Origin of the sequence: Agromyces bauzanensis, from assembly GCF_014645655.1 — a bacterium.
In the GTDB taxonomy this organism is placed as follows: Bacteria; Actinomycetota; Actinomycetes; order Actinomycetales; family Microbacteriaceae; genus Agromyces; species Agromyces bauzanensis.
This window is the reverse complement of record NZ_BMMD01000029.1, coordinates 1-24089: the sequence shown is the minus strand read 5'-3', so window position 1 is coordinate 24089 and position 24089 is coordinate 1. Positions and strand designations below refer to the sequence as shown.

At 63.1% G+C, this 24089-nt stretch carries 24 protein-coding genes; 9 read left to right on the top strand and 15 right to left on the bottom strand.

The annotated features are described in order from the left end of the window. Nucleotides 1-95: 95 nt before the first annotated feature. From IEX31_RS17110 to IEX31_RS17075, 8 genes are all read right to left on the bottom strand, one after another. Nucleotides 96-266, bottom strand: a complete 171-nt coding sequence (locus IEX31_RS17110) for a hypothetical protein (RefSeq protein ID WP_188744610.1) — start codon at nucleotides 264-266, stop codon at nucleotides 96-98. Then, nucleotides 263-1273: a HamA C-terminal domain-containing protein gene (locus IEX31_RS17105; protein WP_188744609.1), complete on the bottom strand. Its 1011-nt coding sequence runs from the start codon at nucleotides 1271-1273 to the stop codon at nucleotides 263-265. Before IEX31_RS17105 ends, IEX31_RS17110 begins: the two co-directional genes overlap by 4 nt. A 38-nt stretch (nucleotides 1274-1311) precedes the next feature. Further along, the gene (locus tag IEX31_RS17100) at nucleotides 1312-4284 is read right to left on the bottom strand and encodes a restriction endonuclease (protein ID WP_188744608.1); all 2973 of its coding nucleotides are present in this window, start codon (nucleotides 4282-4284) and stop codon (nucleotides 1312-1314) included. Continuing rightward, nucleotides 4284-6191: a site-specific DNA-methyltransferase gene (locus IEX31_RS17095; protein WP_188744607.1), complete on the bottom strand. Its 1908-nt coding sequence runs from the start codon at nucleotides 6189-6191 to the stop codon at nucleotides 4284-4286. The genes IEX31_RS17100 and IEX31_RS17095 overlap by 1 nt, the downstream gene beginning before the upstream one ends. A gap of 55 nt (nucleotides 6192-6246) precedes the next feature. Beyond that, nucleotides 6247-9150 (bottom strand): SNF2-related protein, encoded by a 2904-nt coding sequence (locus IEX31_RS17090; protein ID WP_188744606.1) that lies wholly within the window; start codon nucleotides 9148-9150, stop codon nucleotides 6247-6249. Nucleotides 9151-9409: 259 nt separating this feature from the next. Beyond that, a complete protein-coding gene (locus IEX31_RS17085; RefSeq protein WP_188744605.1) occupies nucleotides 9410-9973 on the bottom strand; it encodes a hypothetical protein in 564 nt (187 codons plus the stop codon). Between the two features lie 46 nt (nucleotides 9974-10019). Beyond that, entirely contained in the window at nucleotides 10020-11084 is a 1065-nt protein-coding gene (locus tag IEX31_RS17080) for a PDDEXK-like family protein (protein ID WP_188744604.1), read from the bottom strand. 19 nt (nucleotides 11085-11103) lie between these two features. After that, complete coding sequence (locus IEX31_RS17075; protein WP_188744603.1) at nucleotides 11104-11253, bottom strand: hypothetical protein; 150 nt, start codon at nucleotides 11251-11253, stop codon at nucleotides 11104-11106. Between the two features lie 271 nt (nucleotides 11254-11524). Between IEX31_RS17075 and IEX31_RS17070 the strand changes: the two genes are divergently transcribed. Next, complete coding sequence (locus IEX31_RS17070) at nucleotides 11525-12796, top strand: hypothetical protein (protein ID WP_188744602.1); 1272 nt, start codon at nucleotides 11525-11527, stop codon at nucleotides 12794-12796. A gap of 17 nt (nucleotides 12797-12813) precedes the next feature. On the opposite strand, the gene IEX31_RS17065 is transcribed toward IEX31_RS17070, so the two are convergent. Then, nucleotides 12814-13704: an LURP-one-related family protein gene (locus IEX31_RS17065; protein ID WP_188744601.1), complete on the bottom strand. Its 891-nt coding sequence runs from the start codon at nucleotides 13702-13704 to the stop codon at nucleotides 12814-12816. 100 nt (nucleotides 13705-13804) lie between these two features. Here IEX31_RS17065 and IEX31_RS17060 point away from each other — a divergent pair, with 100 nt between their 5' ends. Next, nucleotides 13805-13969 carry a hypothetical protein gene (locus tag IEX31_RS17060; RefSeq protein WP_188744600.1) on the top strand — a complete coding sequence of 55 codons (165 nt, stop codon included), beginning with the start codon at nucleotides 13805-13807 and terminating at the stop codon, nucleotides 13967-13969. A gap of 96 nt (nucleotides 13970-14065) precedes the next feature. On the opposite strand, the gene IEX31_RS17055 is transcribed toward IEX31_RS17060, so the two are convergent. The 4 genes from IEX31_RS17055 to IEX31_RS17040 all read right to left on the bottom strand — a co-directional run bounded on the left by IEX31_RS17055 (nucleotide 14066) and on the right by IEX31_RS17040 (nucleotide 16475). Beyond that, nucleotides 14066-14203 (bottom strand): hypothetical protein, encoded by a 138-nt coding sequence (locus IEX31_RS17055; RefSeq protein ID WP_188744599.1) that lies wholly within the window; start codon nucleotides 14201-14203, stop codon nucleotides 14066-14068. Nucleotides 14204-14826: 623 nt separating this feature from the next. Continuing rightward, entirely contained in the window at nucleotides 14827-15393 is a 567-nt protein-coding gene (locus IEX31_RS17050) for a DUF3846 domain-containing protein (protein WP_188744598.1), read from the bottom strand. Beyond that, entirely contained in the window at nucleotides 15390-15923 is a 534-nt protein-coding gene (locus tag IEX31_RS17045) for a DUF3846 domain-containing protein (RefSeq protein ID WP_188744597.1), read from the bottom strand. Before IEX31_RS17045 ends, IEX31_RS17050 begins: the two co-directional genes overlap by 4 nt. Before the next feature lie 231 nt (nucleotides 15924-16154). Beyond that, nucleotides 16155-16475: a hypothetical protein gene (locus tag IEX31_RS17040; RefSeq protein WP_188744596.1), complete on the bottom strand. Its 321-nt coding sequence runs from the start codon at nucleotides 16473-16475 to the stop codon at nucleotides 16155-16157. A gap of 201 nt (nucleotides 16476-16676) precedes the next feature. On the opposite strand from IEX31_RS17040, the gene IEX31_RS17035 reads away from it, so the two are divergent. Continuing rightward, nucleotides 16677-17459 (top strand): AbiTii domain-containing protein, encoded by a 783-nt coding sequence (locus IEX31_RS17035; RefSeq protein ID WP_188744595.1) that lies wholly within the window; start codon nucleotides 16677-16679, stop codon nucleotides 17457-17459. 29 nt (nucleotides 17460-17488) lie between these two features. After that, complete coding sequence (locus IEX31_RS17030; RefSeq protein ID WP_188744594.1) at nucleotides 17489-18352, top strand: hypothetical protein; 864 nt, start codon at nucleotides 17489-17491, stop codon at nucleotides 18350-18352. Nucleotide 18353: 1 nt separating this feature from the next. On the opposite strand, the gene IEX31_RS17025 is transcribed toward IEX31_RS17030, so the two are convergent. Further along, nucleotides 18354-19691 carry a hypothetical protein gene (locus IEX31_RS17025; protein WP_188744593.1) on the bottom strand — a complete coding sequence of 446 codons (1338 nt, stop codon included), beginning with the start codon at nucleotides 19689-19691 and terminating at the stop codon, nucleotides 18354-18356. Nucleotides 19692-19758: 67 nt separating this feature from the next. Here IEX31_RS17025 and IEX31_RS17020 point away from each other — a divergent pair, with 67 nt between their 5' ends. Beyond that, complete coding sequence (locus tag IEX31_RS17020; RefSeq protein ID WP_188744592.1) at nucleotides 19759-20115, top strand: hypothetical protein; 357 nt, start codon at nucleotides 19759-19761, stop codon at nucleotides 20113-20115. Nucleotides 20116-20147: 32 nt separating this feature from the next. Here IEX31_RS17020 and IEX31_RS17015 read toward each other — a convergent pair whose 3' ends face one another. Beyond that, nucleotides 20148-20738, bottom strand: coding sequence for a hypothetical protein (locus tag IEX31_RS17015; protein WP_188744591.1), 591 nt, complete (start codon nucleotides 20736-20738; stop codon nucleotides 20148-20150). Nucleotides 20739-20862: 124 nt separating this feature from the next. Here IEX31_RS17015 and IEX31_RS17010 point away from each other — a divergent pair, with 124 nt between their 5' ends. From IEX31_RS17010 to IEX31_RS16995, 4 genes are all read left to right on the top strand, one after another. Continuing rightward, the gene (locus IEX31_RS17010) at nucleotides 20863-21504 is read left to right on the top strand and encodes a DUF6226 family protein (protein WP_188744590.1); all 642 of its coding nucleotides are present in this window, start codon (nucleotides 20863-20865) and stop codon (nucleotides 21502-21504) included. A gap of 68 nt (nucleotides 21505-21572) precedes the next feature. Next, on the top strand, nucleotides 21573-21914 hold the full coding sequence (locus tag IEX31_RS17005; RefSeq protein WP_188744589.1) for a hypothetical protein: 342 nt from the start codon (nucleotides 21573-21575) through the stop codon (nucleotides 21912-21914). Nucleotides 21915-21967: 53 nt separating this feature from the next. Then, complete coding sequence (locus tag IEX31_RS17000; RefSeq protein WP_188744588.1) at nucleotides 21968-22708, top strand: hypothetical protein; 741 nt, start codon at nucleotides 21968-21970, stop codon at nucleotides 22706-22708. Nucleotides 22709-22836: 128 nt separating this feature from the next. After that, nucleotides 22837-23649 carry a GIY-YIG nuclease family protein gene (locus IEX31_RS16995; protein ID WP_188744587.1) on the top strand — a complete coding sequence of 271 codons (813 nt, stop codon included), beginning with the start codon at nucleotides 22837-22839 and terminating at the stop codon, nucleotides 23647-23649. Nucleotides 23650-24089 lie beyond the last annotated feature (440 nt).

The window sequence follows — 24089 nt, the reverse complement described above, 5'->3', positions numbered from 1 at the left end:
GTCGCCGCCGAGATCAGAAGACCAGAACAAGCGCGGGAGTACCAACTAGCCAGAACCTCGGTACCAGGTCGCTGGACTATCGGTACCGAGAAGCGCTACGCGCCACGGAGCAGATGACGTGCCTCAACGCCCTCGAGCGACGGCTGAGTAGCGATCCCAAGAAAGCTCTGAGCGACAGCCTTCTCCAGATCGGCGAAGGCGCGCTTGAAGTCCTTGCGTTCGACGATCAGTTCGCTCAGTGCGTCCGCGGCGATCTGATCTGTCACTTCGTGGTGCTCCCCGGCTTCTTCTTCGCGCTCGCAGGCTTCTTCGCTTTGCCGCTCAGCTTGGTTGCAAGATCGACACGAACATCCTCGATCCCACGTACGACACCGTTGACGTTCCGCTTCAGGAAAGGGACGACGTAGATATGGAAGTGGTAGCCGCCAAGTCCGCGGTTCTTGATCTCGGCCTTGATCGTTTCGATCTCAGCGTCGATAGCGGTCTCGGCGAGCCGCCGAAGCTCTGCCTCAATTTCAGCTTGCGAGTAGTCCTCGAACGGGAACTCCGTCACGTCCAGCTCGAAGCCAATGAAGACGCCGAAGGCATTCGACTTCTTGAGGGGCGTGTCCCCGTCTGCAGGCGGTAGGAGGATTGAAGCGAGCAGCTTCACCTTCGCCGGATCCAGACTCTCCTTCAGCAGTTCAGATTCGACCAGCCAGGTATCGAACTCGAACGAGTCCTCCTGCACCTTGCCCATGGACTCGAACGCCGCTTTGACGCCGCGGCGCGGGCTCGAACCGACTTGTCCCTTGACGTCGCCGTACATCTTGGACTCGCCGAAGATCAGTTGGTACTCGCCTTCAGCGACCTCGAGCAGGTGCACGCCGTCGGTGCCGTGCACGTAGTGCTCGCTGGAGGTCTTCAACTCCATTTTGGACAGGATCTTTGGCGCGCCCAGGTGGCCCTCCAGAAAGGAGTAGAGGAGTAGTTCACCTCCCTCGCCCGCGTTCGCATCGGGCGTCTTGAACTGGTCCTGCACTTTGGCCACGAACTCGACCATTCGGCTCGGATCCTCGAGCACCTGATCGAGATTCTGCCGAGACAGCACGTAGCTGATGCTGTTGTTGGAGAGTTCTTTGAAGAGCGGAGCGAGCGCGAAATCGCCGCCATCGACGCGCAAGACATGAAGGTGCATCACGGTCTTGGCGTGGATGTCAAAGCGCTTGGGATCGTAGAACAACGCGAGGAACCGCTCGTGGTTCATGAGCGAGAGAGGCAGCACCGGCTCCACGACCTTCCTGGCTGTCTCTGGTCCAATCTCGGCGCCGCTCACAGTTTCCAGCTCCCTGGGGCCGCACGGGCGTAGTCGTCGATTCCGATGGCCGCGAAGTGCTTGATTGCAGACTTGATCTTCGCGAGCTCGCTGGGCCGCAGCTTGGAGTCTTCGAGAGTGCTCTTGGTCTCGCGAATCATGTAGACGCGGTCCTGACCCTCCTCGTGCTTGATGATCGCCCAATCTGGGTTGTACGGGCCGACGGGGGTGTCGATCTTGAACTTGGCGGGCAGTTTCATGAAGAGCTTGATGTCCTCACGTCCGTCCAGCAGCTCGGCGAACTGTCGCTCCACATCCGAATCGAATACGACGTAGTCGAAGTCCGTCTTCTGGGCGTTCTGCACCTTGTACATGTGATCGAGGAAGCGGTCCTTCTCCTCCTCGCCATCGCGCTGGAGCTCGCGCAGTTCGTAGACCGCTCCAGCGATCTTCTCGTACTGAATTCCGTCCACGACGATCTTGGCCAACTCCGCCTGAATGAGACGCTTGGCGCTAGCGATGTAGTCATTCGGGTTGCCGATGAACTCCGCAAGACGCTCGCTCTTGATGAGGATGTCGACGATGGTCTTGCGGGTGAGCGAGGTTGCGCTCTGGAGTTCGGCGATGATGTCGGGCAGATCGTAGCTGCCCTTCAGATCAGCCGATCGGGTGCCAAGTTCCTGGCCTTTCGCGCCACCCCGCAGCACCTTGACTCCCGCGCGCGTGACCTGAATACGAAGTGGATCGATCTTCGGCGACGACTTGATCGCCTGCACGGCCCGTTCCACGATCAGCTCCCGGTCGACGCTCACACGGTAAGTCGTGCGGCGGCTGATCGCGTGCCAGAAGTCTTCGAACTCCGGCGTCGAGTAGAGCTGCTTGTTGAGCTGACGAGGGTGTCGCTTACTCGCGGGCTTCACATAAGTACCGATATGTGCACGCTGGACGAGCGCGCAGATCTCGGTCTCGTACGGTTCGTACTCCTCCGGTAGGGAGAGGGTGAAGCCGAGCGTGTTCGGCTGGAACTTGCTCGTCACCTTGCCCTCATCGATGAAGCCTTTCGTCGCCAGGTGATCCCAAACTTCGAGCGAACGCTGAAAGCCGAACAGGTCGTCGGTGAGAGCGCCTGTTGCGTCCTGCAGTGGGATCTTGGAGAACTCGCTCCTGCGAACCTCACCGATCTCGACACCGGCCGTCTTGTACTCGTTCTGCAGACTCTTAGCGAACGCCTGGTACGACTCGTTGGCGACGACGGTCAGGGTTGCGATGCCACGGTCTGCCACGCGCACGAAGCCCTCCGCGGTCTTCCTGACGGGAAGCCGCAGCCCGCGCCCGATCGTTTGGCGGCGCTCCACCTCTGCACCCATCTCGCGGAGGGTGCAGATCTGAAAGACGTTTGGGTTGTCCCAGCCTTCGCGCAGTGCCGAGTGACTGAAGATGAAGCGAACGTCCTCGGCCTCGTCGAGCAGCCGTTCCTTGGCTTGCATGATCAGCTCATAGGCATCGTCGTCCGCTTTCGTTGTCCCCGAACTGTCCTGGGAGACTGTCGTCTTGCCGCGCTTGATCTGCGAGAAGTACGCGCGACGAAGCGCGGACGGTTCCTGCGGGAGGAGCTCCTGGTACCGGGCGAGCTTGGCGCGCTCTTCGACGAATACCTCGTCGAACCACCGCGCGAACTCCCCGTCGGCCGTCTCGTTGGTATCGCCGTCACCCATGTAGCTAGCGACTTTGTCGACAAAGAAGAGACTCAGCACCTTGATATTGCGGGGCCGAAGCATCGCTTCCTTCCGAAGGTGCTCCCGGATGGTCTCACGGATCATTTCCTTGTAGATGGCGCCGCCCGAGCCGCCAATACTCTCGCCCTGCTCGAGGAAGCCGTGGAGGGTGAGGTCTACGTAGGCGGGCTCGATGCTCATCTCATTGATGCGCCAACCGTCGTAGATGGGATTGTTCGTGATGCGTGCGTCAGAGAGCTCCTGATGCTGGCGCACCCTGACCACGCGGCGCTCCAATCCCCCATCTGCCCTGCGACAGGACAGTTCGAGGCGAGCCGTCCAGGCCGAGTCGTGCTTCACCTCAATGAGCTTGATATACGGAGTCGCGTCGGCTCCCTGCTGCTGCACGTCGGCCACCACGATCTGCTTCACCAGCCCGAGATCATGCGCATCGACCGGGTCGAGCCGATAAACAACGTTGCGCTGCCTCTTGTGCGTCGCGCTGTACCGGAGAGTCACGACCGGATCGAGCTCGCCGACGGCGGACTGAGAAAGGAGCGACTCCATGTTCTGGGGCTCGTCCATGATCACGACAGGGTGCGTCGCCTTCAAGTAGTCGATTGGACGCAGACCGTTCAACTTGTCCTTCGCCTGGTGGATGATGCGCGTATTTGCTGTGCCGCGGATCGCGTCGATCGTCATCACAAGAATCTGGATGTTCGTAGAGCTTGCGAACGACTGCACCTCTTCTGCGTTCTTCCCGCTATAGACGGAGAAGTCGAACGGCTGTCCCGGATAGAGGTCTCCAAAGTGACCGCGCATGAGCCGAATGCTTGTGGCGACTCCCTCACGGACGGCGACGCTCGGCACGAGGATCACGAACTTGGTGAAGTTGTAGTCCTTGGCGAGCTCGAAGATGGTTCGGAGGTAGACGTAGGTCTTGCCTGTGCCGGTCTCCATCTCGATGTCGAAGTCCAGAGCACCGTCGTAGAGTTTCGGCGCAACCTCGAGCCCGTTGCGGTCCTGTACTCGTTGAAGGTTCGCGAAGACGGTCTCCTGATCGAGCACGAGGTTGTTGCCGATCGCACCCACTTCCTGCGTGAGGTCGAGGTCGAGGGCTACTTGGTCGGTCTCCTTCACAGCGACTTGACCGCGAAGCGTGAGTTCGAGCTTGTCCGCGTCCTTCGGCTGGCCGTCAAAGAGGTCGACAACCGCGCCGACCGCTTCCAGCTGATACGGCTGACTCGGATCGAACTGAAATGCTGAGCCGCCCATTACGCCGTCCAGAGCTCCACGCTCTTTGACTTCGCAAGCTGCACCATGTTGGTCTTCAGCTCATCGTCGCCCTGGAAGGCATCCTCGAGGATGATGATGCGCGCCGGCCGGGACTCGACGATTGAACGCAGCTGCTCGAGCGTCGGCTTGGTGTGCTCGTCCAGATACGCGAGCACGCCGAAGTCGCCATCGCTGTCATACACGGCGCGAAGATCGAGACCATCGATCTCAACCGGTGCGATCTTCTCGTTGAGCGAGTATCCCTGCTTCAGGAGAATCTCGGTCAGCAGATCGTCTGCCGTTGCGTCATCGGCGCTGCTGCTCTCGCGAAGGTCGAGGAGGTGCTGCTGGAGTGCATCCGCCTCGATGTCGCTTGTCACCCGCCACTTCGAGAAGTTGGTGTCGGTGAGGGTGTATGCGCGGAAGCCCACATCGAGCGCTCCCGAGCCGTCATCCAGGCGCCCACCGGACCCCTCCGCTATCTTCGCCCCAGCGAGGTCGATCCGCTTTCGGGAGACCTCAGCGATGGTCCTGTATCCAGCCTTTTCTGCCGCAGATTGTTCGGGGGTGGGCTCCGGAAGTTGAACCTGAATGTGCTGGCGCTGTCCGCCGTCCTCGAAGTTCAACTGCATCACTGCGTGCGCGGTAGTCGCTGAGCCGGAAAAGAAGTCGAGGACAATCGAATCTCGGTCCGTCGCGATGTGAAGGATCTTCTTGATCAGGCCCACGGGTTTGGGATTGGTGAAAACGTTCTTCCCGAGCAACTCCTTGACCGTGAGGCTGGCCTTCTTATTGCCTTCGATGTCATCCCAGTAGTTCGATACCTGCTTTGTTCGTCCTTCGAGGTAGTACTTGACGTACGGCTTGTAGTTGCCGTCAACGTCCTGCTTCCAGACGATCATCCCTTCGGCATCCCAAGCATCAAACTGGGCCCGCGCAGTGCGCCAACAGCTGTCGTACCCGCCTGGGCCGATCGGGTAGACCGTGGAACCGTCAGGTGCGTCGAGCGCGTAGTAGAGGTTCGGGCGGTCTTCGCGGCGGTCGTTTGTACCGGTCTTTCGGAACTGCAGGACCGAGTAGCGCCCGCGGTCATCCTCCTGGTTGAAGCGCGCCATGTCCTGTTCATCGAGGGGAAGGCCATTCGGAACGTAGTTCGCCTTGCTGCGTGCGTACACGAGCAAGAAATCGATGCTGCTCCCGATGTCGTTAGCGTCTTGTCCGGTCGTTGTCCCCTTCGAGACTGCGATTTGGCCAACATAGTTCGATTCCCCGAACACCTCGTTGAGCAACTTGCGCAGGTTGTCGACTTCATGATCACTGATGCTGACGAAGATGGTGCCATCGTCGGTGAGCAGGTTACGAGCCAGCTTGAGGCGCGGATACATCATGGAGAGCCAGTTCGAGTGATATCGGCCTTCGGTCTCGGCATTGGTCGAAACCTTCTTGCCCTCTTCGTTGACCTGCCGGGTCCACTCGAGGTAGGTGTCGAGTCCCTCCTTGTAGTTGTCCGGGTAGACGAAATCCTTGCCGGTGTTGTACGGCGGATCGATGTAGATCAGCTTGACTTTGTTGTGATAATGCTTCTGCAAGACCTTGAGCGCCTCGAGGTTGTCGCCTTCGATGAAGACGTTCTTCGTTGTCTCCCAGTCCTTGGAGTTGGCGACATCCGGCCGCAACGTGGCAGTCGTCGGCTCCTGTGCTGCTCTCAGCGCCCGCTTCTTGCCGGGCCAGAACAGTCCGAAACGCTCGTTTGTGTCGGCGGCGTCAACCGCAAGGAGCTCCTGGAGTTTGACGACATCGACCTTGCAGTCGACGATTGCCTCGGGCACGAGCTCGGCCAGCTGAGCGGCCAGTTCCGTCTGGAAATTAGGGGTAGTCGATGGGGTTTCGTGGATGTCGTCGCTCATTTAGTGGTCTCTTTCATTACGTTTGATGCTCTGGGTTCCCGGTCGGCGCGCGCGTCTATGCGTCAATGCGCCAACGGATCGAGAACAGGTGTTCTGTGAACTGCGTGCCCTTGAGGGATTGCTCGATTAGGTCGAGGTACTTGTCAGCCTCTTCGCGGAGCTTGCGCCGGGTCTCTCGGAACTGCTCGTCGGCGTCCTCCGCGCGCTGCTCCCAGCGACGCGCATCCTTCTTGTGCCGAAGCTGCTCCATCGGATCGTCCACCTGGCGCGCGAGCCGACGCGCTTCCTTCTCCTTGGCGCGATACTCACGGATCGAACCTTCGTGCTCGGCCTTCCGGTCCTGTTGGTTCCTGTAGATGAGTTCTTCTTGCTGGTCGTAGTAGCGAGAATTCCGGCCCTGGACTTCGCGCTCAAGCTCGGTTCGTCGCGCCTCGAGTAGTGGCGCGATCGGGGCGTCGTCGATGGTGACCGGATCCTTACCGAGCGATGTGCACGCGAGGTCGAGGATGTCGGCCACGTGCTCATCGTCGAGGGCGGCACCGTCATCGCTAAGGCCGGCGGCGAGAATGTAGGACTCTGAAACGTCCTCGTCGCGTGCCTTCATGGTGAACGTGACCATCTCGACGACCAGCTCGCCGCTCTGGCCGACGAGACTCTTGACGGCTGCGGTAGCGCGCTCCGACGCGCCGACGCTGAACGTCAGCGCGCGCGGCGGCGTGTCATGCGTCTTCGACGTCTCGATGACGTGCTGTCCCAGTGGGCTCGAATAGCGGTACTGGTGTGCGTTCTCCAGTGGCTTGCTCTTGAAGTAGTAACGGCCTGCGGGTGCGTCCGGTACCGGCGAGTTGTGAAGCACGAACGTGCGGCCGTCGCCTTCGAACGATGCGTGATCATTCAGCTCGTGACGGGTGACCGCGAGTAGGAGCCGTTCAAACTTGTTGAGCACTTCTCCCGACTGCGCGTCGTAGGCCTTGAGCCTGTCCTGAACGTGCGGGTCAAGGTTGTCGAAGACCTTCGCCTTAGCGCTTGCCATCTCGGTGGAAATCTCGACCGCGTACCGCTCCTCCAGTTCCTGGAACGCCTTGTCGATCTCTGCGTCGGTCCGACTGCGCGTGAGGATATCGCTGATCGTCTTCTCGAAGTCGAGCCCGTCCTCAATCGCACCGAGCACCTCGTCACTCGCGCCGAACACGCTCGAAAAGAGATGGAACTTGTCGGCGAGCAGCTGAAGAATCCGCTGCTCGGCCAGGTTGCCCTTATTCGAGAAGTTCACCACGACGACGTCGAACTGCTGCCCGAACCGATGGGCTCGGCCGATTCGTTGCTCAACGCGCTGGGGGTTCCACGGCAGGTCGTAATTCACCACCATCGAGCAGAACTGTAGGTTTATGCCTTCCGCGGCCGCCTCGGTGGCAATCATGATCTTGCCCTCGGTGCGGAAGTAGTCCACGAGCGCCTTTCGACGGTCGGCGGCCGGGATGCCGGTGATCAAGTCGCCGTCGCGGTTCGCCTTGAGCCAGGCCTGATAGACATCCGTCTGTTCTGGGCCATTGTTCGAGCCGTTGAAGAGCACCAGCCCTTCGCCCTTGCCAGCGTCCCGCAATGTTCGAGCGATGTAGTCCTGTGTCTTCGTGGAGTCCGTAAAGATGATGGCCTTCTCGGGCGCCCCAAGCGAGCGCAGTCGTTCGAATCCGAGGTCGAGCGCTTCCAAGAGCCCCGCAGCCTTCTGATTGACAGCTATTGAGCGAGCGAAGGCGGCGTACTCGCGAAGCTCGGCCACCTCGGCATTCATCGCTTGCAGAAGACGTGAGTCGCCCTCGGTTGACACACTCGCATCAGGCGGTCCGGCGCCACGACTGTCGTCTTCGATCTCCTCGGCGTCTTCGAGTTCCTCACTCGTGAGATCGTCGCCCTCAAAGTCGGCTGTGATCAGACCACCGCGGGCGTTACGGCGCTGGCCGGCGGCAACCTCCGCCGCGAGTCGATTGGCGATGTTCTCGAGCGTGCTGGCGACTGCAAATGTCGAAGAGCCCAACCGCTTTCGGATAATGAGGGCCGAGAGGTGCCGCTGGGCGCCGGTGAACGCGAAGAGTTCGTCGCGCTGCAGGTAGTCACTGACCAGCTCGTAGAGCCACACTTCCTCGGCGCTTGGGGTGAACTCGATGGTGAGCGGTAGTCGTTTCGTGAAGTGGATGTACTTGTCGGCGTCCCTACGGAGGGTCCGCTTGGAGATGGTTGCAACTCGCTCCGCCAGGTCATCTCCGGAGTCGTCGCGATTCTTGATGTAGCGCTCGCGGAAGGCGTCGAGCGAATAGAAGTAGCCGGAGTCGAAGACGGACACCAGCCCGTAGAGCTCCTCGAGCTTGTTCTGCAGCGGCGTCGCCGTCAGCAGTACCGTCTTGTGGGCACCGCCAATGACGTGGGCCATTGCCTCGGTGACCTTGCCCTTCCCCGTCCAGTGATTGCGCAACCGGTGGGCCTCGTCGGCGACCACGAGGTCCCACGCGCGAAGAAGCGACTGTTCATTGCGCAACGCGAACTCGTAGGAGCAAATCAGCACCTCTCCCTTGCCGCCGCCTGCCTGGGCGAGCAACGACTCCTTTGACCTGGGGTCGAGAATGCTTGCGGGAATCAGGAACTTCTCATACAGCTCCTGCTTCCACTGCTGACGCAGACTGGAGGGCGTAACGATCAAGATGGACCGGCGCCGCTCAGCCCAATACTGCGAGATGACGATGCCGGCCTCGATTGTCTTGCCGAGACCAACCTCGTCGGCGAGGATGACGCCCGGCAGGTATGGAGTCTGCAGGGCGAAGAGGGCCGCATCGATCTGGTGAGGCTTAGGCTCCACCTGGGCGTCGAAGAGTAGTCCCGCGAGCTTGCCGACATGGTCGCTCGCGTAGCTGCGCTGAAGTTCGTAGGCGAAGTACTTCGCCTGATAGTCCGTGAGGACGCTCACTGACTACCCCGCATCCACGCCAATGCGACGTCCGCTCTGGACGTTTGGCTGCGTACGTATCCGCCCATGCACATCATGTTGCTCGCAGTCTCCTCCACGACGTCGTGGTCTTAAGTTTGCTGGGTATCCTCACTCGCGCACGCCACGGCTCAGACCCGTGTCCTTGGCTGGGAGCGAGAATATCGTCATCGGGAGCGTGCTCTACCGACTCAATTCCTGTCTTATTTATAACATGATCAGGTATTTTTGTGGAGCGGGGCTAACTAAGCACTCCTGCCGCGTCGAGGACCTTGAGAGTCGCGAGCACGGCATTGTCACGGTTTTGCTTCGAACCCGCGACCTGGCGAACAATGGTGACGACGTGGTCGGCGCCGACCACTCTGATCGGTCCGGCTCCGACAGTTTGCTCCGAACACCACTCACGTACGGCGGCTTCGCTTCCACCGCCGGCGAACTTGCCCACGTACAGCCGAAGCTCGACCTGGCCAGCCGAGAACCCGAATCGCTCAGCGGCAGCGGTAACAACCGTTGACCGGATCTGCTCATCATTGAGGAGCGCGTAGGCCGCATTCCATGTCCGGTTCTCGCTGTCACCGCGCACGTGGGAAGCCACGACGCCGCGCGATCCGAAGAACGACTTCACAGTCGCCAGCACGAGCCTGTCTGCCCGGGCGGCCACGAGATCGACCTCGAAGCCATGGGTCTGCCACTCCTCATAGGCGACCTTGCGTGTGCGGCGCTTCACAGGGAACTTCAGGGCACTCGAGACGACCAATCCCTCTGCTTCCATCGCGAGAGCCACAAACTGTTCGAACGCTTCCACGCTCCGAGCGTATATACCGGCACCGGCGTGACCGTGCAGTCGGTCTTTACGGCGCTTTGCGAGTCGCCTCCGCGGGTCGATCAGCGGCGGCACCTTCGGCGCGGAATTGCTCGATCTCGGCGTGCACAGAAGCGGCTGCCACCCGTAGCTCCGCGATCGTGAGGCTCGGCGTCTTGACGTACTTGTAGACGAAGGAAGGCGCGAAGTGGTTGAACTCCTTTCGTCCACCGAGCGTCTGCGGGAGCGGAGCAGGGAAGGAGTAGAACTCGGGGTGCTCGCGGCTGACGTCTTCACGGAGGCGGCGAGACTCCTGGCTCCGCCCTGAGATGGATTGGTCGTGATAGACGGCCGCGCGTCGGAACTGGTCGCCCTGGAGCTGCCATCCGAGGTGCAGGTGCATCCCGCGGGTATAGACGTACTCGAACGACTCGACCAGTGGTGTGGCGTTGCTCATGCCACCCGCAGCGGGCTGCTCCAGCCCGGGCAGAATCGCGTTGAGCACGCGGGCGACGCGTTGGGCTCGCGCCTTGTGCAGTGCTGCGCGCATCTGTGAGCTGGAGATCGCAGAGAGAAGGCTGTCTGGCAGCCACACGCGCTCGTCATCGGACTGCACGTCGACTGCCGACACCAGCTGATGCAGGTCCGAGACCAGCGCGCCGTAGCGTCGCATCGTCTCGACCTCATAGGACGAGTCCGCAGGCAGGGCTTCGAGGATTCGCTCGGCGAACTCTGCGTAGCTCAGGTAGCGCCACTCCCCCGGATCGAAGTCCGGCGCGCTGACCGAGAGCAGCACGAGCGCTGGTCGGTGCGGCCATTTCGCCGCGATCGACGCGTACTCATCGAGTTGGTCGCGGTGCGGCAGCGAGAAGACCTTGTTCTCGATGACGAGCGGTGCCCGGTCTGTCCAGTGGAAGACGAGATCCATGTGGCCGCGTTCGCGCTCGACCCATCGCCCGGTGTCTGAGCCGGGTGCGGCAAGCGGCCGGAACGTGGCGTCGGCCGCTTCGGGAAGCTGGTCGAAGAACCAGCCGATGAGGTTGGAGTGGAACAGCTCGCGCTGACCGTACATCAGTCGGCCGAGAGGGTTCGCTTCGATACGGGCAGCGGTCACTTTGAAGTCTGCGGTCACTTCACACCTGCGCCGCGCTGAGTTCGTGCGCACGCAGGACGCGCCGGCCCGCTTCCGTGATCTCCCACTCAATAATCACTTCGCCGGGGGGCGGGGTGTATTGCTGCCGCGCGATGAGCCCGTCACGAGCCAGGCGCCGGGCCGTGGTCACTCGAACAGTCTCATAGTCAGGAGCCGGCAGACCGAGGTGTGCCATCGCAAACTCGCCCTCGAGGCTCACACTGGCAACGACAAGTCCGTGCTCCTGGATCGAGCGAAGCACATGAAGTTGGTGGGGCGAGAGCGGTTGCATGCTGAGAAACGTAGCGGGGTGATACGACAGAGACGGTCGCTTTCCTCAAGACTCGCGGGTACGCGTCTGAGGCGTCGACTAGCGTGAGTGCACAGCGGCTGGAGAAGGCTGCAAGCGACGTGGGGGCAATGTGGGCGACGAGATCGAGCTGATCAGCGATGGCGATGGGCTCGCCGTCATTGGCGACCCTCAAGCAGTGGAGCGGTTTCTCTCGTCGGCCGGAGTGCAGTCGCGTGATCTCGAGCTCCACCAAAAGCTTGGCAGTGCGTTGAGCGCCGGATCCGGCGTCGCACAAGCTGGTTCCCAGATCGCCGCCAACTCGGGCCGCTGGGTGAAGCTCACTGAAGAATCCGCCAAAGCACTGAAGCTCGGCAAGGCAATGAAGGGCTCGTCGGACGGGGTCAGTCGCGCTATTGCCACAACGAGCAAGGGCAAGGTGACGAAGATTCTGGAGTTCGCTAAGTCCGGCTCCGTCGGCTCGATGCTGACCAGCCCGGCGATGCTCGCAGGTGCCGCGGGCATCATGGCGCAGCTTGCGATGCAGCAGACCATGGACGAGATCACTGAGTATCTCGCCATCATCGATGAGAAAGTCGACGACATCCTCCGCGCGCAGAAGGATGCTGCCATCGCCGAGATGATCGGCGTCGGCATGGTGATCGACGATGCGATGCTCAAGCGCGAGCATGTCGGCCGCGTCTCCGAAGTGACCTGGTCGAGCCTGCACGGCGCCGCCCAGACCATCGCCACCACCCAGGCTTACGCGCTTCGTCAGCTCGACGCGCTCGCAGAGAAGATGGAGAAGAAGTCCAGGGTCGGGGATCTTGCAAAGCTCACGGGCATCGCCGAAGCCACCGTCGAGGAGTGGCTGGCAGTTCTGGCAAGGTGCTTCCAGCTTCAAGATGGCCTGGCCGTCCTTGAGCTCGACCGCGTGCTCGACTCCAGTCCAGATGATCTCAACCGTCACCGCGCCGCGCTCAGGGCGGCGCGTGCAAAGCGTCGCGACCTGATTTCAAAGAGCACAGAGCGACTCCTTGCGCGCATGGACGCGGCAACGCTGAGCGCGAACGGTCAGGCGCTGTTTCACCCGCTGAAGTCCGGCACGGTCGTGCGCTCCGGCAACGAGGTCGCGGCGGATGTGATCGTCTTCCACGAGCGGCTCGGTATCGAAGCGGAGCGCGAGGTGATCGAAGCGAAGCGATGGACGGAAGCGGTGGGTGAGGCCAAGGACACCGCCATCGAGACCGGCGGTAGAGGCGTGCACGCCGTCGCTCAGTTTGGCGTCAGGACGTTCGAAAGCGCCAAGTCCGGCACCGAGAAGCTATCCACCGCTGTGGCCGAACGGCTACCCCGTCGCCGCGAGGATCACTCAGACGCAGACGACGGAGCCGAGCACGAATAGAGCGCCCGAGACCACGATCAGCGGCTCCGCTGATCGCTGCTGCCCTGCTTCAGCACCGTATCGACGACCAGCGCGGCGGACACCACGAGTGAGAGGAGCGGGTCTTCGAGCTGTCGGTACATCTCGAGGACATAGTTGTCGGCCTTGGTGAAGTTCTCCTTGCCGAACCCCGCCCAGGTCTTTGTGATTCGGCCAATCTCCGCACCGCGCGGATCTTGAATGCTGAAGTCCCAGGCCCGCCAACTCTCCGCGCTGATCGTCCCAAGCGTCTCGCCGTCGGACTCGATGCGGAAGCGGATGTTGAATCGACCTCCGAGAACGGATGCCATAACGCCAAAGTTCTCCTGCACGATCTGACCGACAAACGCGCCGTCCTCGCGCATGACGACCACCTTCGACTTCAACATCGTCGCCGGCCGAGTAAGCGTCATGAGCGGGCGACCTTCGCGATCGACAATCTGGAAGCGCTTGGTCTCGTTGTCGCGACCCACCGCCATCCGCGACATGCTGGAGCCAAACTGCCGGACGCCACCAACCTTGCGTCCGTGCTGGTCGAAGACCGCGTATTCGGCCCTCTTCTCGAAGAGCTTGGCCTTCTGGTTCACCACCAGAATCTGCTCAGTGAGTAAGGTGCCGCCGCCAGTGCGAGCCATGTCAGCGACACCGAGCTTGCGAACCTGCCTCTGCACCTTCTTGTTGACCGGCGCGCTCGGGGCGATTGGCTGGATCACGGCCGTCTGCTGCGCCACCTGCAACGCAACTGGCGTGGGCGGCGCGACAACGGGCGGGTCGACTAACTGTCGACCCTGCGAGCCGACGTGCTCCGTCCACTGCGAGCCGTCCCAGTAGCGATGCTCGTGCCGACCGAAGGGATCGGGGAACCATCCGCTGGGCGCTTGCTGACTCATGATTGGAGGCTAACAGCGGAGTGGGAGTCATTCCGTCGAGGGATCATGACCGCCGACGGACCGCACCCGCGTAGACCCAAGTGCAATGCTCCTGCCGGTCATGGCAAGTCCAACGCACCAACAACGCAGCATCCGTCCACGCGATCGCCACGGCCTCGATTTCGCGCGGCTCGACGTGCGCAACCTGGAACTGCAGCCGAGCGATCACCGGGATCGGCTCGCGGGCATCCCGCCGCCTGCCCGTGACGCGCACCTCGTCGACTGAGAGACTGAGTGCGACTCCTCGTTCTGCGCGGGTCCGGTCAGCTCGCTCGATGTCACGCCCGACGAGGTCGTAGCGGCGGTTCTGTCCCACGGGCGCTCAGTCCCAGGCTGCGACGAGAAGCCAGCGCTCCCCGACGCGCTCGACGTCCAGCACGACGGTGCGGTGGTCCCGGTCAGAGCGGGCGGTGAAGCGCCAGGAGTCGCAGAGGACGCCACGCGCCTGGAGTGTCGGCATGTCGATGACCCTCCAGCGCTCGCGTCGCCACAGCAAGCGTCGTGGGACATCCGCCTCGCACCAGAGCTGAATGTCCTCGCGGACCGGAACTCGCATCGTCACCCCAACGTCGTAGAGATGTTCGATACTAGATCCCATCACCGACACCGGACTAGAAGGTCCTGAGGCGAAACGGCGACGGCGCAGGATCCACATCACCACGCACCGACACGCGGCTCCATGAAGTGCAGACAGGTCGGGCAATGCACGTTCGTGAAGTCGAGGGTGTCGAGCAAGACGAGCATCGCGCCAGCGCGCGCCGAACGCGGCACGCTCTCGGAGATTGTCCAAAGGCAGGAGACACTCGGCCGGACCGACACCGTGGGCGTGATTCGGTCTGAGCGACTGGTTCCTGGGTGGATCCGGGACGCCGCGCGCCGTTTACCAAGGCGCGCGGCGGCACGATTACCACTTTCTGCAACGTCTCAGCAGCAGGTAGCGGAATCTGGAAGGTACTGAGCGGAGGCCAGGTGTGCCCCGCTCCTGCGCCTAGTTATACGAAAGTCACGCGATGCCGTCAATGACAATGTGAAAGTCCGGGCATGAAAGGACGGCGACTGCTCCGGACGAGAACTCGCAGGTCTCTAGTCCGGGCAGTCGCCGCCGTGGGTTGGTGCCTGATGCCGTCTGGCGGCGGGTGGTGGGGCTTCTTCCCCGGCGAGCTCGTCCGGCGGGACGGGTACGACGCGGGTGTCTTCGGCCAGAGTCCAGCGTTCCAGCGTAACCATGGCCCAGACAAGCGCTTCGAAGTAGTCGTCGTAGGTGGCCGAGTTCTTGTACCACTTCGGATCGCCGTGCACCTTGACCTCAACGCGCCACTCCCCCTTGCTAAGGAGCTGGTCGGCAACCTGGGACGGGATGTCCGTGCCCTGGCCCACCCGGTCGGGAAGCCCAGTGATGAGCGCCGGGCCGACGAGCATCGCCTTCTGGCGGGCTTCGGGGACGAAGTACCACCAGAGGAACGACGCCCGCGAATTGAAGGGCAGCTGCATGATCAGACCCTCCTCGGCGACGTAGATGGTGATGCCGAGGCTGTGGATGTCCACAGCCTCGACCCATCCGCCCACGATCGCTTGGTAGTCCTCGAGCTTGTCGACCTGGACTTCCCTGATTGGCTCGTCGGCATCGACCGGGATGCGCAGCGCCCTCACCACGGCGCATCACTTCCCCGAAACGACTCGTCGAAACTGTCCGGAGCGGGCATTCGGCTGCGAAGCCGCAGCAGTGCGCCGGGGCGCAGGCTGTAGCTGAGGAGCATGCACCAGGTCCCGGCGTCGAAGACGTTCGCGAAGCGGGCGAAGGTGTCGCGCCAGGGGCCGGCCCCGTAGGGCTGCACCTGAACGACGAACTCCCGCTGCTCGAAGATGTCCTGGACGATCCGTTCCGGCAGGTCACCGGTCTCCTCGTCACCGCTCGTGCCGGTGAGCACGACGTCCCCGAGGAAGATCGGGTACTCGGTCGGATCGGCGGTGTAGAGCCACCAGATCGCCATGGCGCGGCAGTTGATCGGGTGATGCTCCCGCCGAGCTGCCTCGTTGACGTACACCGTGACGCCCAGGGCGGGCATCTCTATGGGCTCGAGCCAGCCGTCCACCGCGTCCTGGAACTCGCTGGCCGTGGCCAGGTGCCTCAGGCGCGGCGAACGCGCCGGATCGTGCGGGATGACGATGCTTCTGACCATCGCTCCCACCTCCTTACTGTTGTCGCGACCGAGAACCCCGTGATGGGTTCTCTGACAAGCCGCGGGGCAGTAATGAGGTGGAAGTGATCTCGGGCAACTGCCCGGAGGGAGTGCTACAAGCGCACTCGACCTCCGGGACAGCCGCCCCTCTCCCCGAGCCCCCAGTACGAGGGAGGGAGATAGCGCCTGCCGAGCTCGACCATCCTGAACGCGTGGTTCAGGACTGGGAACTCAGGCGGGCTTGCCGCGAGCCGGAGCTTTCGCTCCCGCTCCGGCGGTCCCGCCGAAGATGGCCTCGATGGCGCTCTGCTTGGTCTTTGCTTCGCGTTCGATCTCGGCTCGCACCGTCTCGGCGCGCTGGAGCACCTTCGGATCGGACTTGGAAGCCTCGATCCAGGACTCCAGCGCCAGACGGATCTCTTCGGTGACGCTGCGGTCGTTGAGCTGAGCGATCACGTCCAGCTGGGCCCGCAGGCCATCGGTGATGCGAACGGCAAGCGTCCGCAGTGGGCCGAGTGCCGAGGCCGGCACTTCGGGTTCATTCTCAGCCATGCTGAGCCTCCTCATCGGAAGCGACGGATGATCCCCGGTTGGGATCCTCTACGCCGCACCCCGACGAGGAGTGGATGACTGAGTATGAACAGTCGGTCTGAAAAGTCAATACCCGTTGTTCATTCCACAACGGGCTACCTCCGTTACGGCCGACGTGCGTCGCGGCCGCGCAATGTCCGGCGCGGCCGAGATACTGGCCTCGTGAGTATCAAGAAGCAGGGCGGCCTAATGGGCCAGATCGAGCATGACCTGCTCGATGAGAAGCCCCTCGACACGCTGCTTCGCCAGCTCATCCTGCTCGGCGGCAGTGCGGGCTCTCCCGAACTCCGGTCGTGGGCGGCACTGGAGCTGCGGGGGTATGGGCACGACGACGACCTTCCCTCATACCGTAAAGTCAACGCGCCGCTGCAAATCGATGGGGCGGTGCCCGGCGGCATCGTGCGCCACGAGACGATCGGATCGATGGACATCCCCGATTTCGCGCGCGAGGACGTCAACGAACTCGTGCCACTCCGTATGGGGGTGAGCGAGATTCAGAGCATGGTGAACCAGCACCGTGCCGACCGAATCGTGAAGCTCCAGCCCCCAGGCGGCGCAGATCTCGTCAGCTACATGAACGGAACTCGTCAGATGAATGGGCACATCACGTCGCTGTACTGGAGCGTCAGCACTATCGCACTTGAGGGTGTCCTCGACCAGATCCGCACGCGCCTGGCTGAGCTGATCGCGGAACTTCGGTCCGGCACTCCCGAGGGGCAGATTCTTCCGACGCCTGCGCAGGCCGCGAACGCCGTGAACTTGGTCATCAACGGCCGCGGTCATCGTGTGAATATCGCGCAGGCGTCTCACGGTGGCACCGTTACGCCCGAGGTCAGTGACGCCCAGCCCCGCTTCTGGACAAGGGCTCGCTTGGTTGGGGCGAGCGTGGTTGGCCTCGCCACAGTAATCGGGACATTCATCGCCGTCCTGCAGTTCACTTTCTGATCCGCAGCTGCGCCTTGGCGACTGGGAAGATGTGGCGCATGGAAGTCGGCGAACGCTGGGGATACAGGTCGCGAGGCATCGATCCGCTGGTGGAGGTGGAGGTGCTGAAGCTCGGCTCACAGAAGCCACCCCGTGTGCAGATCCGTTTCGTCGACGAGTCCGCAGAGGGGCGCGAAGACTGGGTACCGCCTGGTCGGCTGAAGGTGCCGTGGGCCGACGCGGCGGAGTTCACGGCGAACGAAGCCCGCTGGGAGGCGGTCGACACGCATCCGGGGCTCAATGAGACTCCGACGGAGTGGGCGATCAGTGATGTCTTCGAGGCTGTCATCGATCCAGCCGTAGCCGAGCCGGTCTACCGCTACGCGGGCGTCACCTCGATCGTGGATCCGTCTGGCCTTGCGCAGCGCCTGCAGGTCGACGAGGCATTCCTCCGCTCCAGCCCACTCGCGTTCGAGGATGAGGGAGCACTTCTGGTGCCGTGGGAGACGACCGAGCGATTAGTGCAGCGCGCCTGCGAGCTCTACGGGGACGACATCCTCGAGTCGCTGGCGAAGGACGAGGCGAAGGCGCGTCACGAGGCGACGCATGGATACACCGTTCGTTTCGGTCGCAACGACGAAGGGCGCTTCGTGACGCCCGAGGACGCAGCCGCCCGTGATGCGGAGTGGCCATTCGGCAAGAAAAAGCGCGACCTCGTGCGCGTCTGGTGCGGTGCGGACGCCATTGACCGGCACGAGGAACTTCGGGCGCTCAGGGAGGAGGTCGTCCGACTTGACCGGCTCCTATCCGAGGCCATCCACGCGCTTCGAGACAGTGGCGCGAAGGCCAGAGCAGACGACCTTGAGCGCCGCTTCGGCGTCCCGGTGGCGAATGCCAAGAACCCGCGACGGTAAGTCAGGTGAGAAGGCGGGGCGATGCGCTCACCGTCCAGTGATGCGGCATGAACGGGTCGAGCTCGCGAGGCCCCGCACTCTCAGGTGCTTCCATTCGAAGCGCGGACGTGTCCAGTAGCGGGTCGAGGCGGTTGGCCTCGCCGCGGATCCAGTCCGCCCATCCGAGCGCCTCGGTACGCAACTCCTCCTCGAGCTGTTCGGCCCGGTGCGCGGCGGCATCCGCGTAAGCCCGTAGCTGCGTCGCCCGATTCCATGCCTCGGCCTGGGTAACGGCGCGCTCGGCGTTGAGCATTCGGGCGTATTGCTCGCGGGCACGCGGGATTGCCTCTTCCCATTCGTGGAGCCTCGCCGTGTTCTCGTCATCGCGGCGTTTCCGTTCGAGTCGGGCAGCTGAAGCCTTCTGATCGACAACGTCGAAGACGTCTGGCAGCTTGTCCGCGAGTGTCCAGCGCTTCCTGTCCGCCCACCACTGGAGGGCATAGCCGACCCCGAGTTCCAGACGCAGGCGGCCATTGAACACTTCGCGACGAGTCGGGCTCACGCGCTGCCAGTCGTACTTCCTTGCCGCGACGTCCTCTTCGGCGTAGACGTCCCGCTTTTCCCGCTCCTCACCGAGCATGAAGCGGTAGGAGTCCTCTCCGACGGCAACGACGAAGGTGGGTTTGTCGTCGACTTCAAGAATCCAGCCCCTTCTGCGGCACTCATCGGCGACGGCCTGGACGAGGGCAAGCGCACGAGGCAATTGCTCCTCGCTGACGGAAAGGAGCGAACGGTTCGCAAGTAGTGCCCGGATCTCCGGGTGCCTTGCATTGGGCTCTTGAGGCACCGGGATCTGCCGCTCGGTGGCCGGTGCGGCGACAGTGAGGAGTTCGACAATGAGTGGCCCCTGCTTGGTGCCCGACATCCTCAGGCGCTGATGCGGCGGAAGATCCCCGGCGGATCGTGCCTGATCAACCGCGCGACGTATGCTGATCCGCTCGCGCGGAGTCGGTTGTTCAATGCGCATCGATCCGCCGGACGCATCGAGTCGCTCGAAGAGATCGTCGATCGGCTCCGGCTGAGACTCAATGACCTTGGCCGCCTTCGAACGCTGAGGCGGCGGCTCCGGATCGGCTGTCGGACGGAAGTCCCCGTGCGCGAGGTAGTACTCGCCATCCGTGGTGACGGCGGCGCGCCACGTGGCGCCGTGCCCACGCACCTCGAGCAATCCACGGCGTTGGAGCGCTCGAGCCGTAATGCGGTGGTCGAAGCGCTCGTCGTAAACGCCCTTCGGACGCCCCTCGGCTACCCAGCGCAGCACGGCCAGCTGTTTATCGTTGAGAGGGGCGAGTCGTGCCACGGCTCGAAGCGTAGCCGCCTCGCGCCGGCCTTCCCAGTGTCCTGGGGTCGCTCGTAGGGTGTCGTGCATGGGACTGGAGATCAACTACGCCTGGTACGTGGCCAACCTCCAGCTGACCGGATCATTCCACTTTCCGGCTCGGGAGCTTCCAACTGACCTCGCCGAGTTCCGGCGCGACCTCCGGCGCGCAGCCAAGGCAGCCGGGATCCGCGTGCACACGTCAGACCGTGGCCACACCTTCTTCGCTTGGGATCCCGACTACGAGGTCAGCCCGGAGCAACTGCGTGCCGTGGTCGAAGCGGCCGCGCTGGGAGCGCCCGATCTGCCCCCGTGGTGCCCGTCGTGCGGCGGCCCGACGATGCCGCAGGGCAAGTCGTGGCGATGCGAGAAGTGCGATGTCATGGTGCTCGCGCCGCAGCGCTGAACAGCACGACCCGCCGTCGCACGAGCGCCAACCTAGTCGCGCGCGAACAAGGCGAGGGCGGCCGCGTACTGATCGGGGGCTCGGCGGCTGCTGGCGGTCACGAGAAGAGCGGAGGCACCGACGCGGCGCGTGAACCGCCCGCGGCACGGGATGGTGATGATCTTCACGAGCCCGGCTTCCCGCGCGGGAATCAGGGCGTCCAGTGATTGACGTTCTGGCTCCTCCGCGAGGGTACGTGGTCGAGATTCGTTCCGGGCATGGAACTGGCGCTCCGTCCACGCGCGGTATGACTCACCGAAGGCGTCGTCACCGAACTGGTCGCGCCACGACGGGCCGAACATCTGATGCAATACCGCCGCGCGCTCGGGCGACCCGTTCGCGGTGTCCTGCAGCTGCCCCATGAGGGCGGAGTGGTTCGCACGGGCGGCGTGCTCGAGGGCCGCGCGCCAGATGTCCGGCCACGCGTCTTCCCAGAGCGCACGATCGGCTGGTTCGCCAACCGCTTCCGGGGTGTCGACGAGCAGCGGCGGAAGATCATCGCCGGCCGGGTCGAGACCCCACGCCTCGCGCACCCAGAGCAGTTCCGTGAGCGGCTGCGAGTCGTCATCGATCGTGATCGTCATGTCGTGTGGCCAGGGGTTGCCCTCTATTGGACTGCTCGACCTCATGCCGACTCCCTTCGCGCTCCTTTGGCACCGCTGCCAGCTTGTCAGCCGCACCTGGACGAGCGCACCCTACGGTGGAATGGTGACCGACTACCAGCGCCCCGCTCTGGTGATCCCGACGTTCTTCGACGCGGAGGGGCGGGAGATTGAGTACGGGCATCGGTGGGGCGGTGAATCACCACCAGACGACTCTTACTCACGCACCAGCAATCTGGAACGCTTTGCACCGCTCCACACCGTCGCCGATGCGCTCATTGACTGGCTGGCGGCGACCTTCGACGTCACCCACGAAGAGGACGCGAGCGTCGCGTCGGACGTGCTGCGGGCACCCGACGACGTGCAGCGAGCCGTGCGGCTGACACCGACGGATTCGGCCTGCGCTCCGCTGACGTTCCTGCTGACGTCGTTCACCGGGATCGTCCTTCATGCGGGCGCACTCCACGATTTCCTGTTCCCGGTCTGTGGCTGCGATGCCTGCGATGAGGACGTGGTCGGGCTGGCCGACGAACTCGAATGGACCGTACGCACCGTCGCGTACGGCGGCTATAGCGAGGCGATCGATCCGTGGCCCGGCACGTGGGTCGAGTACCGGCTTGAAGAGGACGGAGTGGGAATGCGCTCCGGACGTAGCCGCGCAAACGACATTCCTTCGGAGCGCAGGAGAACGGCCAAGCAGATGCTCCCCAGTGGGAGCGCGTGGCGTCCGTGGCCGGTGCGCCTCTGATAGCGAACGCGGTGGGTGCGCGGCGGTCTTGACGAAACGGGCCGGAAGTCTCATAGTCAATCGGCGATATGCCCGATACCCACCCATCGACCACACCCGAGGAGCGCAACAAGGCGCTCGATGACATGCACTACGAACTCCTCATGCAGGTGTTCGTCGGCGCTGCAGGGCTCCGTCAACTGATTGAGGCGCAAGCCTTCGGGGAGAAGCCTGCCAAAGACGTGCCGCACGTGACGGTGAAGGGCGCGAGGCGCTTCCTTGATTCGGCCGTGGACGAGATCGTCGCCTTCACGAGCACCCACCGCGAGTACTACCCGCGCACCCTTGACGCCGCCGAACGGGTGGTCACGATGGAACCGCTGCTGCGCGACTTCGCCAAGCGGATGAAACGCGCCGGTTCGAAGCGGTAATCACGAAAGCCCACCTACCCGGAATGTCGGAGGTTCACGCGACGCTCCCATTCATGACTGAACTCGCCTACATGGTCCGCGAAGACTGGGGACAGAACGGCACCGCGATGGAGCCGCAGAGCGCCGTGATACGCGACTGGCTCGGCGCACCGCCGTACGTCTTCGCCACCGGCGACGCAAAGAAGTACCAGTCCAGCAACAGCGCCGACCGCGAATTCGTCGACTTCATCGCACCGGCAGTCGCCGATCGCCGCGTGGTGAACTTCAGCGATCTGCGACAGCTTCGGAACGGCGCCAAGAGCCTCAGCCAGGCGCTGGTGATCCTCCATCCCTACAAGGAGCAGGACTGCGAACTGCTGCGCGAGATCGTGGACGCAGGGACTGTGGTGCGAATGTTCGTCATCGTGTGGTCACCGCGCGACATGGTGCGCACCTGGCTGGACGGCATCGGCGCCACGAACCTGCACACCGACGCCGCGCAGGCTGGCCCCGATGCAGTCCAGCTAGACGCGGCGAAGTGCTGGGCGAGCGAGCAGTACAACGGTCTGTCCAGCGGCAACGGCAAGGATGCCGTCGTCCAATTGCTGCGCGTCTTCACGGCCGCTGGCTATCCGCTAGACGCTGATACCTGGCTGCGCGCTTTCTTCGCGGCGGGTGGCGAGTTCGACGAGGCTGAGAAGGTCGCCAAGCTCATCAAGGAGATGCAGCAGGGCGTGAAGCACCGAATCAAGGAGCGCTACCGCCCCGAGATCCTCAGTGTCCTGCGCGAGCGGGCCGCCGAGCTTGCCACCTGAGCACGAACTCGTTCGAATCCCGCGCACGCGGCCATCCGTGTTCTGGAAGGACGTGGCGCCGCATGTCGCAGACGAGCGGCGGTACCGTGAGAACAGTTGCTCGACACACAGGAAGTAATGATCCAACGATGGCGCTGACACTCGGCCCGCTGCTGATCGACGCGGGCATCGATCCCGCACAGGCGCTCGTGATTCGCCATGCCTATGTCCACGAACCTGAGGACAGCGGGCTGCAGGGACTTCATGCGGACTCGACAGACGCCGAGATCTTGGCGTACACCGGAACCCAGTCCGCGGACACGAGGCGGTTTCCTGCGCTGCCGCCGAAGTTCTGGGTGGTGTTCATCAGAGAGGGTGGTGACCAGGCACGCCTCTGGTCCGTGTTGGAGAACCGCGGCGAAATCTCCCATAACGACATCCGGCGGACATTCGACGTCGTCGAGTCCGAGCACATGGCGGACCTTCGCAAACGACTTGTGATCGGGTGGCGGTCACCGCGCACGTGGCGGATGAACGCCACGACTGCTGCGAGTTACCCGGTTATCGGCATCGCGGACGCCGAGCCGATCCCGTTCCCTGGCTTCGACCGCCTCGTCCTGAGCCACGTGCAACTCCAAGCAGTCATGCGGGAGCACCGCTACGCCTCGTGGCGGACGGCGCTCTCCTCGGTCTTCGGGATCTACCTCATCACTGACACGCGCGATGGGCGCCACTACGTCGGCAAGGCAGACGGCGCCGAGAGCATCCGGCAACGCTGGAGCGTGTATGCGACGAACGGGCACGGTGGAAACGTCGAGCTGCGAGGCCTTGACCCGACGAGCTTCCGATTCTCACTGCTGCGCGTCTTCGACCCTGCGACTCCCACCCGAGACATTGACGCGGCCGAGAGCCACTTCAAGGACGCCCTGGACAGCCGTCGCCACGGCCTGAATCGGAACTAGCGCGACTGCTCAGGCGCCTCGCTCGCAACCTACCAATTACTCTGTGCGGATGGAAACGGACCCAATCGCTGAGGCGGTGCAATCACGTTGTCCTGAGTGCGGTGTCCTGATGCGTAGCTCCTCCGATGCGTTCGTCTGTCCTGCATGTGGACATGAGGAGTCGATCCCGCACGTCGAGCACCCAGGTAACGGAGAAGGGCTGCTGGAGTTCCGCCGGCCAGCCTCGACGTAGTCGGCGGCGGGCTTCCTACGCTCGGATACATGACCAGACCGACTGAGGCGCAACTCGAAGCGTGGATCGAGGAGTGCGTCGCGCATCTGCGCGACGCGGAGAGTTAGGACACGCGTATAAATAATCGCGTCTGATGACTGGATGCGTGGGATCATGGTGTATGGCGATCGATCGGGGCGTGGAAGCGGTACTGGCGGCGAAGTTCGAG